The organism is Paenibacillus sp. Lou8.1 (assembly GCF_024213565.1).
GTDB classification, from domain to species: Bacteria; Bacillota; Bacilli; order Paenibacillales; family Paenibacillaceae; genus Paenibacillus; species Paenibacillus polymyxa_B.
The window spans coordinates 62,856-77,808 of sequence record NZ_JANAVN010000005.1 but is presented as its reverse complement, the minus strand read 5'-3'; the positions used below and the strand labels follow the sequence as shown (position 1 = coordinate 77,808).

Annotated in this window: 13 protein-coding genes and 1 riboswitch; of the genes, 1 reads left to right on the top strand and 12 read right to left on the bottom strand. The window is 47.6% G+C overall.

Translation table 11 applies throughout. The features are described from left to right. Positions 1 to 4: 4 nt before the first annotated feature. The 8 genes from NLX78_RS08530 to NLX78_RS08495 form a co-directional block, all read right to left on the bottom strand. Positions 5 to 769 carry an SDR family oxidoreductase gene (locus NLX78_RS08530; RefSeq protein WP_220025985.1) on the bottom strand — a complete coding sequence of 255 codons (765 nt, stop codon included), beginning with the start codon at positions 767 to 769 and terminating at the stop codon, positions 5 to 7. 144 nt (positions 770 to 913) lie between these two features. Then, on the bottom strand, positions 914 to 1,756 hold the full coding sequence (locus NLX78_RS08525) for a MetQ/NlpA family ABC transporter substrate-binding protein (RefSeq protein WP_254350151.1): 843 nt from the start codon (positions 1,754 to 1,756) through the stop codon (positions 914 to 916). 74 nt (positions 1,757 to 1,830) lie between these two features. Continuing rightward, complete coding sequence (locus NLX78_RS08520; protein ID WP_013311839.1) at positions 1,831 to 2,499, bottom strand: methionine ABC transporter permease; 669 nt, start codon at positions 2,497 to 2,499, stop codon at positions 1,831 to 1,833. Next, positions 2,496 to 3,518, bottom strand: a complete 1,023-nt coding sequence (locus NLX78_RS08515) for a methionine ABC transporter ATP-binding protein (protein ID WP_165148501.1) — start codon at positions 3,516 to 3,518, stop codon at positions 2,496 to 2,498. Before NLX78_RS08515 ends, NLX78_RS08520 begins: the two co-directional genes overlap by 4 nt. A 136-nt stretch (positions 3,519 to 3,654) precedes the next feature. After that, positions 3,655 to 3,794, bottom strand: a riboswitch (SAM riboswitch). 125 nt (positions 3,795 to 3,919) lie between these two features. Beyond that, the gene (locus tag NLX78_RS08510; RefSeq protein WP_254350150.1) at positions 3,920 to 4,645 is read right to left on the bottom strand and encodes a Cthe_2314 family HEPN domain-containing protein; all 726 of its coding nucleotides are present in this window, start codon (positions 4,643 to 4,645) and stop codon (positions 3,920 to 3,922) included. Between the two features lie 51 nt (positions 4,646 to 4,696). Then, entirely contained in the window at positions 4,697 to 6,463 is a 1,767-nt protein-coding gene (locus NLX78_RS08505; protein ID WP_061829846.1) for a UbiD family decarboxylase, read from the bottom strand. A 129-nt stretch (positions 6,464 to 6,592) separates the two neighbouring features. Beyond that, positions 6,593 to 7,522, bottom strand: a complete 930-nt coding sequence (locus NLX78_RS08500) for a COX15/CtaA family protein (RefSeq protein ID WP_069290339.1) — start codon at positions 7,520 to 7,522, stop codon at positions 6,593 to 6,595. Between the two features lie 215 nt (positions 7,523 to 7,737). Beyond that, positions 7,738 to 8,082, bottom strand: coding sequence for a thioredoxin family protein (locus NLX78_RS08495; RefSeq protein ID WP_025723593.1), 345 nt, complete (start codon positions 8,080 to 8,082; stop codon positions 7,738 to 7,740). Between the two features lie 235 nt (positions 8,083 to 8,317). On the opposite strand from NLX78_RS08495, the gene NLX78_RS08490 reads away from it, so the two are divergent. Next, positions 8,318 to 9,607, top strand: coding sequence for a DUF2515 family protein (locus NLX78_RS08490; RefSeq protein ID WP_254350149.1), 1,290 nt, complete (start codon positions 8,318 to 8,320; stop codon positions 9,605 to 9,607). A gap of 17 nt (positions 9,608 to 9,624) precedes the next feature. Here the strand turns inward: NLX78_RS08490 and NLX78_RS08485 are convergent, their stop codons facing one another. The 4 genes from NLX78_RS08485 to NLX78_RS08470 all read right to left on the bottom strand — a co-directional run bounded on the left by NLX78_RS08485 (position 9,625) and on the right by NLX78_RS08470 (position 14,839). Next, a complete protein-coding gene (locus NLX78_RS08485) occupies positions 9,625 to 11,259 on the bottom strand; it encodes a putative polysaccharide biosynthesis protein (RefSeq protein ID WP_254350148.1) in 1,635 nt (544 codons plus the stop codon). Positions 11,260 to 11,397: 138 nt separating this feature from the next. Further along, positions 11,398 to 11,877, bottom strand: coding sequence for a DUF456 domain-containing protein (locus NLX78_RS08480; RefSeq protein WP_061829850.1), 480 nt, complete (start codon positions 11,875 to 11,877; stop codon positions 11,398 to 11,400). Between the two features lie 51 nt (positions 11,878 to 11,928). Then, positions 11,929 to 12,678: a Cof-type HAD-IIB family hydrolase gene (locus NLX78_RS08475; protein WP_061829851.1), complete on the bottom strand. Its 750-nt coding sequence runs from the start codon at positions 12,676 to 12,678 to the stop codon at positions 11,929 to 11,931. 82 nt (positions 12,679 to 12,760) lie between these two features. Continuing rightward, entirely contained in the window at positions 12,761 to 14,839 is a 2,079-nt protein-coding gene (locus NLX78_RS08470; protein ID WP_254350147.1) for a peptidoglycan D,D-transpeptidase FtsI family protein, read from the bottom strand. Positions 14,840 to 14,953 lie beyond the last annotated feature (114 nt).

Here is a 14,953-nt window from a genome sequence, read left to right as displayed (position 1 = left end):
AAGCTTATATGGTTGGCCGAATAGGGTCTAATCCTCCCGATACATCCATAATATTACCTGTTATAAAATCCGAATGCTCCTCACACAAATAGGCGATCACTCGCGCAATGTCCTCTCCGCTCCCCGGACGTCCACGCGGTGTCTCTTTATCCTGCATGCCGATGACATCGGCAATTGACATTTCCTTATTTGCTCCTCGAATATCCCCTGGACAGATCATATTGACCGTAATACCATAAGGAGCTTCCTCCACAGCCAGTGATTTCGTAAAAGACACCAGTCCCACCTTGGCGGCTGCGTAGACGGCGCGATGCGGCCAAGCCCTTGCTTCTCCAGCATGACCAAAGCCAAAATGAATAATACGTCCCCATTGCTGGCTACGCATGTGGGGTAATACCAAATGATCCAGCAACATGGTACCGACCAGATTCCCTTGTATCATGGTATGAATCTCAGCCACACTGTAATCCGCAAACAGACGGCGTTCCCGGATGAACGGTCCGGCATTGTTCACCATAATATCGACTCCGCCTAGCCGATCCTGTACTTCACCAATCAGCCTCGTGATATCTTCCTGAACAGAGATATCCCCTTGTAAGGACAGGCAGCGTACTCCCTTAGACTCAATCACCCGCTTAAGCGCTTCGGCTTCTGCTTGGCTATGCACATAATTCAGCGCAATATTACAGCCTTCATCCGCCAGACGCAGAGCGGTCGTTTTACCTAAACCTTTGGCACTGCCCGTTATGAATGCGACTTTATCTCTCAACAATTTTCCTCCTGTTCACAGAGAACGGTCACCCCCAAGTATAAAATATTTAAGCTTCCCCTACAACTCCATTCAAAAAGAAACCCCCAGTCCTCTTGTTCAAGAGAATCTGGGGGTTGCGTGCAATGCGTTCTCGTTCCCTACTTAAAATGCCGGGATAATTGCGCCTTGGTATTTATCTTCGATGAATTTTTTAGTTTCTGGAGATTGCAAAGCTTTAAGCAACTTCTGAATCGCTTCGGAATCTTTATTATCAGGACGTGCTACCAGAACGTTAGCATATGGAGAATCCTTGTCTTCCAGTGCCAGTGCATCCTTCGTAGGGTTCAGCTTCGCTTCCAAAGCGTAATTCGTGTTGATCAACGCAATATCCACTTCAGGCAACTGACGTGGCAGCATAGCCGCCTCCAGCTCCTTGAATTCCAGGTTTTTCTTATTTTCAGTAATATCTTTTACCGTAGCTTCAATGTTGCTTGCGTCTTTCAGCTTGATCAGACCTTGTTTTTCCAACAACAGCAAAGCACGGCCTCCGTTTGTCGCATCGTTCGGAATAGCTACAGTTGCGCCATCTGGGAGTTCATCAAGCTTTTTATATTTTTGGGAGTAGATGCCGAAAGGCTCCAGGTGAACCGCGCCCACAGAAACCAAATCCATTTTGCGCTCTTTGTTCATCACATCCAAGTAAGGTACATGTTGAAAGAAGTTAGCATCCAGCTGCTTGTCAAACAATTGGACGTTCGGCTGTACATAGTCGTTAAACTGAACGACTTGGAGACGAACCCCTTCTTTTTCCAACTGAGGCTTGATCGCTTCCAAAATTTCCGCATGCGGCACAGGAGAAGCTCCAACTTTCAGCTCCACTTCACGTGGTGATCCGCCTGTATTCTCGTTCGCATTGTTTGTATCCGATGTTGTGCTCTTTGTGCCGCAAGCAGCCAGCACCGCAATTAATGTCAAGCTTAATACAGCCAATACCCATTTCTTCATGTTATTACCCCTCCAATAATTTGTAATATTCAGGAGCAGACGTCCTGATCAATAAGGATATCTATATGTTTTCCCTATTTTCGAGTATAATGCCGCACGAGCCGATCTCCCGCCATTTGCAGCAATTGTACCAATACAACCATCAGCACGACCGCAACGATCATGACAGCCGTTTCATAACGATAATAGCCGTAGTTGATAGCCAGTGTACCCAGTCCACCGCCCCCGATCATCCCGGACATTGCCGTGTAGGATACGAGTGTAACGACGGTAATGGTTAATGCGGCGAGCAGACCCGGAAGTGCCTCACGTAACAGCACACGCCGGATAATTTGTCCTGTCGAGGCACCCATCGCTTGTGCGGCTTCAATGACGCCCTTGTCCACTTCACGCAGAGACGTTTCTACAAGACGTGCGAAGAATGGGGCAGCCCCGATAACCAATGGCGGAATGGTTCCCAGCACCCCGGTCGAGGTACCAACCAGCGATCGTGTAAAAGGAATAAGTGCAACGATCAAAATGATAAAAGGTACGGAACGTAAAATGTTAACGATAAATGATAATACAATGTATATCACCTTCATCAGAGTTAACGAGGAGCGACTCGCCAGAAACAATAATATGCCGAGCGGCAAACCAATAACGAGGGTGAACAATGCCGATGCCCCAAGCATCTGAAGGGTTTCCAGCGTAGAATTCCCTAGCTCTTCCCAACTCACTTGTGAAAAATCAAGTTCGCTCATTGTCCAATCACCTCCACATCAAGCCCTTGCCCAGACACTTCGCGCAACGTATGCTCTATATCCTCATGATTTCCTTCAAAACGAACGATTAGCTGTCCATAGGGTACATTTTTAATCGTAGATATAGTTCCCTGCAAGATCGCAAAATCAACACCAGTACTTCGAGCCGTACGCGACAGAATCGCATCATATGTTTTGCTGCCCAAGAAGGAGATACGCACCACCTGCGCTGACTCGCCGCCACCTGCTGCCGCAATCGCTGCTTGTAACTCTTCGGGATGTTCTGACTCCCGTTGGATAAAGTCCTTGGTTACCTGGTGCTGCGGCTTCAAAAATACTTCCGCCACCGGACCTTGCTCAACGATGTCGCCCTGATGAATGACGCCAACTTTATCACAGATGCTTTGAATGACATGCATTTCATGTGTAATCAGTACGATGGTTAAATTAAAGCGCTGATTAATATCCAGCAGCAATTTCAGGATAGACCCCGTCGTCTGCGGATCAAGCGCTGAAGTCGCTTCGTCACACAGCAATACATGAGGATCACTAGCCAGCGCCCGTGCAATTCCTACCCGTTGCTTCTGTCCACCTGAGAGCTGTGACGGATATTTTCCACTGTGTTCTTCGAGACCCACCAATTCCAGCAGTTCACGAACCTTCTTGTCCAGCTTCTGCTTGGGCGTGTTTACCAGCCGCAATGGAAATGCAATATTGTCATACACCGTCGCCGAGGACAACAAATTAAAATGCTGAAAAATCATTCCGATTTTTCGGCGCTGCATTTGTAATTGGGATTGACTCACAGTGGTGAGGTTTACCCCGTCTACCCATACTTCACCTGAAGTAGGGCGTTCCAATAAATTAATACAGCGGATCAATGTACTTTTCCCCGCCCCGGAGTGACCAATCACCCCGAATATTTCTCCACGCTTTATAGAAAGATTCAACCCAGACAGCGCATTAACGCGTCGGTTACCTTTGCCATAATGCTTGGTTAACTGCTTAAGCTCTATCAACGTGCTGCGACCCCCTTCACTTCTTCCTTACCCTTTTAACCAGTTGTCATCTCTCAGGATTGTATAAAATCGCTATTTATTTATACAAAAAAGAGCCCCTTTCACAGAATGAAAAGGGCCCCACCTTGCGAACCTTTTCTCATCTGCCAAAATCGCTATAACTCTAGCGGTTTTGTAGGAATTAGCACCATCATGTTCCCTCCCAGTGTATTACACCGGGAAAGAACGGGTTGCCGGGCTTCATCGGGCCAGTCCCTCCACCTCTCTGGATAAGAAAAATATGTTAAACTCCAGCTTTAGCTGTCCGTTAAGTTTATATAAAAAAATATAATTCAAGCATTTTTCTGAAACTAGGTTTCAGTATAGATAGTTTACATAGCTTTGTCAAAGGATATTTTCTATCATATTTTTGGGCGTACTGCCCGGTTCTCCCATTGTTTCGCAGTATAAGTAAAGGCGTTTGACAGCGACCGACACACCATTTCCAAGCCCTGCTGCAAATCTTCCAAATGGTGATCGAGGTCCTCCAGTTGGATTTTTCCATACAAAGCTCGGTGTCGTTGCCAGAGATCATCCTGCATTTCCGTATTCATATAGTGTATCTCCGTATTCCGACGCTTACGCAGCCGATTGATGGCATCGTTGTATGTGTCCTTGATATCAATTAAATTATCGGTCAATACAGGATGCATTTTGAGATACTTGAGCTGCCGCAACACGGTAAAATACGAATAATGAGCCTTATACTGCCCTGTTTTTAAATCACACAGATCATTCAGCCAGTTACCCAGCTTATCTAAAATGGAGAATACCCTCACAAACCCATCTTTATAAAAGAAAACATATAATGCATAGTCGGATTTTTCATCCTCGCTCATATCTTCAGCATATCCGGCTTTCACTTTCATACGGAAAAAGGCGGCAGCATGATGGCTCTGCTCCAGTTCATCCAGAGATGACATTAGACCGCGTGTCAAAATATCCGCCTTCCGAAAATCATGGGTCGGATCTCCACCAGCCTGAATTTGCCACTCCAGCAGGTTCAACATATCTGACATGCTGTTCATGGCATCTAACAGGATGCCCTTGTTTACACGTGGCGGCTCACCCAGTAGCTTGCGTATCATGCTTACGCCTCCTTATAAATGTAAAATCCGGCTGTAGGTTTCATTAGGGCGTCAAGCGAAATAACTCGTCCATCGTTGATCTACAAGCTTAACAATATCCTCACGCGGTAATACCTCATCCGGATACCCCGGCTTCATACGCGCATCCACTACAATCGGCAGCTTATAGTTCAGATGATGCAAACGAACTTCGCTGTCCGCGTACATATCCGTAGCCGGGTTAAAGCGTGTGAATACCGTCCACAGGAACGAGGCTTGAGAGCGAACAACTTCTTTGGCATCGTCCACAATAAAGACGAGCGGCCACTCTTGCTCACCTGCAGCTAATCGCTCCAAAACACGTGCCGCCAGCTCAGGCTCCTGCTCAAAGGACGCACCCGATACGACGAGGCAACCTCCGCAATAGGGCTTAATTTCACGAATTCCCGGCAGATCGCCTCCCTCATAAGCACGAGGCAATTCACGTACAGGCTCACCTATCCCCATCAGGATCGCCTTACTACCATGATTCAGCTTGCGGCCTGTGTAATCGAGTGTATCGTGTGACGTGTGATTGAAAATAAATAAATCCGTTGCTGGATTAAATCGCTCCAGAATGGTTTCCAGCAGCAGGTTAAAGTCAGATAAATCAATTACTCGATCCGTCAGCATCAGGAACTTGGTCAACGATAATTGACCTTGACCCAAAATAGTAAAACCGGATACAAGCGCTTCACGGGAGTAGCTTTCACGTACGACTGCCGCTGCCAGCGCATGTACGCCCGTTTCCGCATACGCCCACAGGGACTTGACGGAAGGCATCACAAGCGGATATGCAGGCGACAGCAGACGTTGCAAAAACTCACCGAGATAGTAGTCTTCTTGCCGAGGCTTACCTACAATGGTTGCCGGATAAATGGCATCCTTGCGGTGATGCATATGTTTGACATGAAATACAGGGAAATCATGCTGTAATGAATAATATCCAAAATGATCACCAAACGGGCCTTCCGGACGGCGTTCATGAGGCGGCACATAACCGCTGATTGCAAATTCTGCTTCTGCTGGAATCCGGTGACCCCCAAGCGGATCTTCTGTCATGGGCAGCTTGCCTCCCATAATAAGCGAAGCCAGCAGCAGCTCAGGCAAGTTTTCCGGTGCTGGAGCAATGGCAGACGCAATCAGGGCAGGCGGGCCACCAATGATAATCGTCGTAGGCAATGGCTCATTACGCAGCTCCGCTTCATGATAATGGAAACCGCCGCCTTTATGAATTTGCCAGTGAATGCCTGTCGTCTGATCATCATAAATCTGAATGCGGTACATCCCCAGATTATGATCCTTGGACTGACCTGGCTTCTCGGTATACACGAGTGGAAGCGTAATAAACGGCCCTCCATCCTCATGCCAACTGGTCACTTTAGGCAGTGGCGCTAACGGAGCCTCTGTACGGCGAACTCCCAATACAGGGGCCTCGCTGTGAGATACTGTTTTTAGCCCTACTTTTAGCATGTCCTTAATCAGGCCACGTTCATTCCACAATGCTTTGGGTGTAGGTGGAAACAATGTTTTGGTGGCTCCGACAATCGCATCCATCAGTTGCTCAGGTCGCGGGCCAAAAGCCATATCTACACGGCGATTCGTGCCAAACAGATTACTGGCTACAGGAAACGGGGTTCCTTTTACATTCGTGAACAGCAGTGCCGGCCCTTCTTCCTCAATGACTCTTCGATGAATCTCAGCCAGCTCCAAGTAAGGATCGACAGGTGCCTCTATAATTTTAAGATGATTTTCTTTACGCAGCGCTTCAATAAATTGGCGCAAATTCTGGTAGATCAACTGGACGACTCCTCCTAAGCAAATCAAGCCCTCGAGAAACTCGTGGGCCTGGTTTGTTTCTTATATGCTATTATACGTGTTTAAACGCCTCTTGGGCAAAAATCCGCTTCACTATGATCTATGAAATGCTTAGGTACGTTGTGCTTGGGTCGGAACAAGCTTGCGGTCCGGTGACAATTGCCATACACGATAGCTCAGATAAGCCAAAACGGAGAACAACGATGCAATCACCAGCATATGTCCCAGCACGATAAACATGTAGATTTCAGGTCTGTTGACGTACAACAAGATAATTCCAATCACCACTTGAAGCAAAATTAACAAGACCGACACGACACCCAATATACGGATATCTCGGTGATTCGGGTGATAACGGTATGAGTAGTGACCCACAGCCAAGATAATGACGAACAGCAGACCGGCTGAAATCTGATGAAGCAGCAGTGGAGATATGAAGCCCCCAATATTTACAACCTTCTGGATGACCGAGTGACTAAGCAACGCCCCTGAATAGACAGCAATATAGGTATAGATCGTCGATAGCCATATAAAGTTGCGATAGCCCCGACTGACACGCCCAGGAATCAGACGCGGAGTGTGGCGTGAGTCCGCGTGCTCCTGCCAGGCCCCCAGCGTCATCATAGTTGCACTGGCAAAGGCGATAAGCGCAAAGCCAAAATGCAGTCCCATGACTGCAGCCGATTGGGAGAAAATGACAGCCAATGCCCCCATTGCACCTTGTATGATGACAAACAAGAGCGTGAGCAGCGAGAATAGCTGTAAATCCTTCCGATGCTTCATAAACAGCAAAAAGCCAACAAATGAGGCGATAGAAAGAATCCCGGCCATGGCACTGACGGAACGATGAGAGAACTCAATAAGGGATGCGATCGTATGTGCCGGAACCAGCTTACCATTGCAAAGCGGGAATTCTCGGCCACAGCCAAGACCTGAATCCGTCCGTGTCACTACACCTCCACCGAAGGTAGCCAAAAACATGACAATACATGTTACGAGTGCCAGCCATTTTAATATTCTAATTTTGTTATTCAAATTCACCCGTATCCTTCCAAATATAATATTTATTCACTTTATATGTTGTGAAATGATCACTTAAAGTAATTATAACTGATATATCGTTCCTTGACATACGAGCTTTGTTGACAAAATGTGAACGTGTCCGTGAGAAAGCCGCCCCCTTAGAAGGAAGCGGCTTTCTGAATGTCTTGATGTCTAAAATTCACTTTGGAACCTTCATGCATGCACAGCATTCATTATTTTGCCAAGCTCGCATGGACTTCAACAGCCCGATCCAAAAATTGCTCAATCTCCTCGCGGGATTTGCGCAGTCTGTTCACCAGACGTACCAGTTCTCTACCTTCACTGTAAGCGATAAAGCTTGGAATCCCCAATACATTCTGCTCTTGACTGACGCTTTCGGCCTGTTCTACATCAATCTCAATTAATGTAAGCTTATCTGCATATTGTTGTTCCACATCAGGCATGAACGGATCAATGAAATGACAATCCCCACACCAGTCCGCCTTAAATACAGCCACCGTTACGCCGGGAGTAGATATTGCCTTATTAAAGTCTTCATGAGAGACGATTTTTTGCATGGATGATTCCTCCTTAAATTCTTTTATGCTAAAGAGATTGCACTTTCTATTGTAACGCCAAGTGAAGCTTTTGCACACTCCCCCATTCTGCTCACATGCCGATTGGAAGCCCTCTCATTGAGGCATACTAAAGATATACTTAAGAATCCACATAAGCGACGACATCCTAACAGCATACCCAACATACTTGGCAGGATACGGGGATGCTTGCAATTGGAAAGGAGGTTATTTAGTCATGTCTCTTACCGAATGGCTCCATACAGCATCTCGACAGCTTCAAGGAGGGCTAAAGCTACTGGGTTCCGTTCCTCGTGTTGCAGAGGAAGCTTGGGAGGGCAAACGGGCGGCTTGGACCGAATCCCGCAAATTACGCTACCCCTTGCGTGAACTAGCGTGGGATTATCATACAGCACAGGCCGCTATGAATGAAGCTGAAGCGTTAATGCTGGTGAACGGACCCGCTACGCGTCCCTCTTCTCTGAATATGCCCTTATGCGAAACAGACTGTGAGCTACTGGAGCGGATCAAAAATGATACAGCACAGGAGAATCGCAGCAACGTCACCCGCACTGCCGCTTACCTTGAATGCTATCGTGGCTACCCGGAGTTACACTGGGCATTACTGGCCCACCTGGTTTCTCGTAATGGCGGCTATAATATGACCGATCTGAAAGGGGGACTGATTGGCAACCTGTTTGGCGAACAGGAAAAGGAATGGCTGTATCGGCTACTGGAGCGCTGTAATGCCCTTATTTTTCAAGACGCTTATCCGCAGTTGCAACTTTACATGCACAGCCGTCATTTGGGTCGGAGTTGCTTTCATTTGTTGCCTTATTTTCACATTTCGCCATTCATGAAGCCCTTTTGGGAACGCTTCTGGGCTTGGCGGGATAGCTCTCTGTTGACTGTGGCGCTCATCATTAATGAACAAAACTATATTGAAGGACGTGTGGTAAAAGATCCGTATTTTCAAAAATTTGTGACACACAAGCCGGGCTTTTATTTGCATGACTGGCTCCAGCTTAATCAGGTTATATTTCCACTTGGGCTGAACGGTGGACTTGCTGGACTAGTGATGGAGCGTTTCGGCCATTTGGACGAGCGGATCGGCTTTGGCAAAAGTCTCTATGCTATGCTCTTCGGCTATCAGCAGGTGCTGGACCAGGTATCAGCATTCGCTAACAGTGTGCCGCATACGGGTTCACGCAGCGACTATTGGCCCGGATTGTTCACCCCGAATGAACAAAAAGCGCTGCACTCTCCAGATGAAAGTGCAACGCTTTTAGCACATGAATGGCTACCGCCAGGACAACGTCTGTACAGCCCGAAGCTGAACGCCGTCTGGTCCGATACAGCTTATGATCCAATCCCCCGTTACGACTGGTTTCAGGACGGCTCCACACTTGGGCATCTCAGCGAACCAAGGCGACCGCTGTTATTTGCCATGCGCCATGAGCATCGCCACGGCATCCAAAAAACAGCAATGGCCCACGTTGCCCATAACAGCTTGCAACCTTTCCACTGACAGACTGGAGGACTCTTTTAGCCTCGTTGTCCTGTGGACTCACGCTGTAGGCGCATTAACGGACGCAGTACCTTTTGCAACATACGTGGGTAGTTGCCCAGCTCGTCCCTGCGCAATACGCGCAGTACAACCAGCAACACCAAATAGCATACCAGTACAGTCGCACCGGCAATGCAGCACGCGATGAAGAAGGCTACACGCGCAGGCATCAGATGCACCAGCAGGATACTGGCTTCATTTACACCGTATCCGATAGCTCCCGAGACGATGACTGCGGTTAAGAAACCTGCCCAGCGACGGCCCATGATGGAAAAGGAGACGATCCCTTTAAGCACACGCAAATTCAGCAACGTGATCACGAGGAAACATAATCCGGTTGCGGCAATGATCCCGTAAATTCCAAGCCAACCAGCCAGCAGCCAGCTCGCTGCAAACTTAACGACGATACCAACCATGACATTAACCATTGAAATACGCGGCTTGCCCATACCGATCAGTATTGAATTAGAAGTCATCATCGTAATCTGGAATATCGTTCCGAGTGTCAGAACAGCGATGATACCACTGCCTCCAAGCGAGCTAAACAGTAAACCATTAATAGAATAGGCGGTTACACATAAAGCCAGCACAATTGGCATTCCAGTCAAAATAGAGATACGCAGGGCCAGCGTCATCTGATTTTGTAAATGCTGCTCATCCTTACGGGCAAATGCTGCTGAAATGATCGGAATAAGCGATTGGCTGAGCGCAATGGCCAAAATCGGCGGAATTCCCGCCACACTCTGTGCCCGAGAGCCTAGATAACCCAACTGAGTAGTTGCCTGATCCAATCCCACTTGACCAGACAGCAGTCTCACCACAATCGACGTATCAATAAAGTTGACCGCCGGAACCGTCAGAGACGACAATACAATGGGAATGGAAAGCTTGAAAATATCTTTGTAAATGCGCATCATCGGTAGCGCGGAGCTTTCCTCTTGGAATTGATCTTGACGATCCTGGCGATCCTGGCGACGCAATTTCACCGTGTAGTACAACATGACCGCTAGAGCGCCAAGACTTCCCATGACACCCCCAAAGGAGGCCCCGGCCGCAACCTCGCGATCTCCATAACCCAGCTTCAAAATAATAAAAGCGAGTATAATAGCGGTCGCTACCCGTGCAACCTGCTCCACAATTTGTGAAATACCGCCTGCGGTCATATTACCGCGCCCTTGGAAGTATCCACGCATCATAGCAATGGCAGGGAACAGTAGTAATGCTGGTGCCAAAGCCTGAATGGCCAAAGCGGATTGCGGAACCCCTGCTACATGCTCGGCAAAGTAAGGCGCTCCAAAATACAGCAGCGCTGTAATGATAATGCCTGCCGCGGCTGCGAATATCAAAGCCGCACGGTACACACGTCGCGCTTCCGAAGGCCGATCCAGTGCATAACGTTCTGAAACCATTTTGCTCAATGTGCTTGGAATACCGGCCGTAGCCACTGTGAGCAGCATCAAATAAGCGTTGTTCGCAATGGTAAACGAGGCGTTCCCTACGGAACCGAGCAGATGCTCCAATGGAACACGCTGTACCAGACCAAGCACTCTGGCCACCAAGGCGGCAGCGGCTAAAATAAGCGTACCTTTAAGGAATGTTTCTTTATTGGACAAAATGCGTTCCCTTCTTTCTTGCTGTTCACACGCATGCAAAAGCCCCGCACAAACAATCATGGCCTGAGCCATCACCGGTGCGGAGCCGCATGTCGATTCTGTCTCTGCAAATCATAATAAACGAAAACGAATCTCGGGTCATAACACCCAAATCAAGAATACAATAATCATGGCAAGCTGCAAAATCACTTTCATCACGGTGCTGGTAAAAAGGCCTAATACAGAGCCAAAGCCCACTTTAATAGCTCGGTCCAGCGGGGCTTTGCCAATTAGCTCACCCAGCACAGCGCCGATAAATGGTCCCAAAATCAGACCAAATGCCGGAATAACGAAGGGACCAATAATAATCCCGACAGTGCTGAGGATCGCCGACAGACGCGAGCCGCCAAATCGCTTGACTCCCCAGGCATTCACAGCATAATCTGCAACAAAAAGGGCAACAACGATTAATGTTTGTATAATCCAAAACAATGCATTGTATGGAGCAAACGAGAAAAACCAGCCGTATACAAAAAATGCAAAATAGATGGCGAGCGCCCCCGGCAATACGGGATATACCGCCCCAGCCATGCCCACAATGAACAGCACAATGACAACAATCCAGCCTACAACGTCCATGGGCCTCCTCCTTCTCGTTCATTCATCCTGCTTGCTGCATCATTCGTTTCATTACACAAGCACATAATCACGGATCACTTCTACAATGCCGTCGTCATTGTTCGAAGCCACGACCACATCAGCGGCTTCTTTAACCGTATCCTGAGCATTCCCCATTGCTACGCCCAGTCCAACCGCTTGAATCACAGCCAGGTCATTCAGACTGTCGCCAACGGCAACCACCTGCTCCAAGGTAATGCCAAGCAGGTCGCACACTTCAGCGATTCCACTGGCTTTGGATATACCAGCCGGGTTAATTTCCAAATTTGTCATCGAAGAATTGGAAATTTCAAGTCCACCCATGTCCTGAAGCTTAAGCAAAATTTGGTGGCGAATTTCGTCATTTTCCGTATTATAACCGAATTTAAGCCACTCCTGTGTGTCCAATGTATCCGGCCAACGATCCCTGTTATATAATTCCTCTGTTGAGTACGCCCAGAACCAGGAGCCTGTTTCTACAGCAATCTGGTGCATCTTGCGAACGAGCTCCTTATCAAGTAAATAACGGCGCCACAACTCGTGGGGTGATTTCCACACCTCACTGCCGTTTACGGTTACCATTGGCGTCTCCAGGCCGAGTTGCTGACCGTACGGCAGAGCATGCATCGCTGCACGTCCGGTGGACAAGCATACATGAATCCCTTCCTGAATCGCCTTGTTAATCCAGTTAATCGTTTCCAAGGAAATTTCATGATTGTCGTTCAATAAAGTTCCGTCCATGTCGAGCGCAAGCAGTTTGTATTTATATTGGTTTTCTCCCATAGTCTCTCTTCCTCCTGTATGTCCCTTATGTCCAACGACATTTTACCATGAAAAAGAGATGCCCACAAAAGAATTCAAGTCCTTATTTCGCTGCCAGAGGCTTTTTAGGAGTACCATCTAGCCCGTATACTTCGTCATACGCATCAAATATTTTACGTGCAACTGGCCCCGCGCTCGTCGCACCAAAGCCCCCTTCAGGAATGATGACCGCTACCGCCAGCTTCGGATTTTGACGCGGAGCAAAAGCGATGAACACCCCATTATCTTTAACCGTACGCCCCACCACCTGCTGAGAAGTTCCCGTTTTGCGGGCATAATCATAAGGAAATCCGTTAAAGGCTTTAACATCCGTAGCCATACCCCGAATCACTGTATTCCAGTACGTATCTGAAAAGGCGACCTCATTCAGCACCTGCGGCTTAAACTCACGTACGAGATTCCCCTGATCATCTACAATTTTGCTGACCAAATGAGGCTGCATACGCTTGCCCTTTGTTGCCAGCACAGTTGTATACTGGGCTAACTGCATGGCTGTATATTTTCCCTGCTGACCAAAGGATGCCTGCACCAATCGTGTCAGCGCACTTTCATGCTTGCTCGTATACTCAAGTCTCCCCGCCCATTCACCCGGCAGATCTACTTCTGTCGGTACGCCTAATCCAAATTCCTTCATATACTTGTCCCATACGTCAATTCCCTGATGCACCCCTGCATTACTTCCGTATTTGTCATACATTGGCTTGCCGATCATATCTACCATAAACGTATTCGACGAGACCTCAATTGCCCTGCTAGGTGTCAAAGAACCATACACATGTCCGCTAGAATTCCCAACCCGGCTGGAGCGATTTTTGCCGTAGTACGCACTTCCCGTATCCAGATAAGTTTGTCCGGGAGAAAACAGGTTTTCCTTCAACCCGATCAGCACGGTTAGCGGTTTAATGGTTGAACCCAGAAGCACCGAAGATTCTGGATGTGGACCCGCTTTTCCGCTAGGCACGGATTTAATTGTTCCATTTCCCATTTTATGCTGAATTTCATCATATACCGAAGGCGAGGTACTTCCACTTTTCCATACATTAGAGTCATAATCCGGCATACTGGCCATTGCCACGATATTTCCGGTCTCTACCTCCATCGCTACAGCGAAGCCAGTGGTAGCGTCTTGATGAAGCTTCCCCGATACGGCATGAGTATGAAGCCAGCGAAGCTGATCCATAATGGCCTGTTCGGTTTTCTGCTGAATTTCCTTGTTGAGGGTGGAATATAAATGATGTCCTTTTTCAGGAGGAGTAATGGATTCAATGCCCTCCGGCATGCTGCGAGGATTGACCTCTACCGTTTTATATCCGTTTTTTCCTCTCAACTCGTCCTGGTATTGCAGCTCCAGGCCATCATATCCAACCGTTTCACTTTCCAGGTAAACCTGTTCTGGTCTTAGAACCTCCGAATTAGCTTGGTACAGCTCTTTATATTTGGTTCGGTTCGCACGGGCTCCTTTGAACTTGTACATATATCCAATCGTTTGTACCGCCACCCGATCCGGGTCATAATGGCGTACACTTTCTTCTACAACCTCTACACCAGGAAACTCTGTCCGATGCTCCAGAAAATAAGCGATTTCCTCCCGACTCAGGTCGGATTTGACCAAACGTGGGGTAAATCCCCTATATTGATTATAGTCCGGGTCCAGTCTCTTTTTTATTTCCTCTGCATTAAGCTGCTCTCCTTCGGTACGACCCAGTTCGTTTAATTTGGCAGCAAGCTTGGCAGCAAATGCATTGAGCTCAGGGAGCAGCTTTTCCCCCGGCTTGCGATCTTTCTCCGTACGTTTGCTATAATCCTTAGATAAAGTTACATACAAGGACTGTACTGAAGTCGAATACGCCAGCTTAACCGTACCTGTGGAGTCATAAATCGTGCCGCGACTCGGGGCTAACGGGACATTTTTCGTATTTACAGATTGCTGCTGGCCCTTCAGCTCCTCCGATTGTACAAACTGCAATACAGCTAGTCTGGTAATGATCAGGGCAAACAGCACAAAAGCACTAAAAAACAGTAGGTTGGTTCGTAAAACCGTCTGTTTTTTTCGTGACTCTTTATCCTCTTCATGATTTTTCTTTTTGAATGAAAACTTTTTATCCAAACTTCTTCTGTCCATATTAGCTGGTCATTACTCCTTCCAAAGGGTTTCATATTCCTGATCCTACCATATCGAAAGCAATAAACGATGAATTCCCAGATGACAATTTTGTAAGAAAACGTAGAAAAAACA

What these genes read in the sequence shown, in the direction of transcription:
- NLX78_RS08475 (WP_061829851.1), bottom strand. Translation starts at nt 12,678, where the DNA reads ATGGGAGAAAACCAATATAAATACAAACTGCTTGCGCTCGACATGGAC.
- NLX78_RS08495 (WP_025723593.1), bottom strand. Translation starts at nt 8,082, where the DNA reads ATGCAAAAAATCGTCTCTCATGAAGACTTTAATAAGGCAATATCTACT.
- NLX78_RS08470 (WP_254350147.1), bottom strand. Translation starts at nt 14,839, where the DNA reads ATGGACAGAAGAAGTTTGGATAAAAAGTTTTCATTCAAAAAGAAAAAT.
- NLX78_RS08510 (WP_254350150.1), bottom strand. Translation starts at nt 4,645, where the DNA reads ATGATACGCAAGCTACTGGGTGAGCCGCCACGTGTAAACAAGGGCATC.
- NLX78_RS08480 (WP_061829850.1), bottom strand. Translation starts at nt 11,877, where the DNA reads ATGGACGTTGTAGGCTGGATTGTTGTCATTGTGCTGTTCATTGTGGGC.
- NLX78_RS08490 (WP_254350149.1), top strand. Translation starts at nt 8,318, where the DNA reads ATGTCTCTTACCGAATGGCTCCATACAGCATCTCGACAGCTTCAAGGA.
- NLX78_RS08520 (WP_013311839.1), bottom strand. Translation starts at nt 2,499, where the DNA reads ATGAGCGAACTTGATTTTTCACAAGTGAGTTGGGAAGAGCTAGGGAAT.
- NLX78_RS08525 (WP_254350151.1), bottom strand. Translation starts at nt 1,756, where the DNA reads ATGAAGAAATGGGTATTGGCTGTATTAAGCTTGACATTAATTGCGGTG.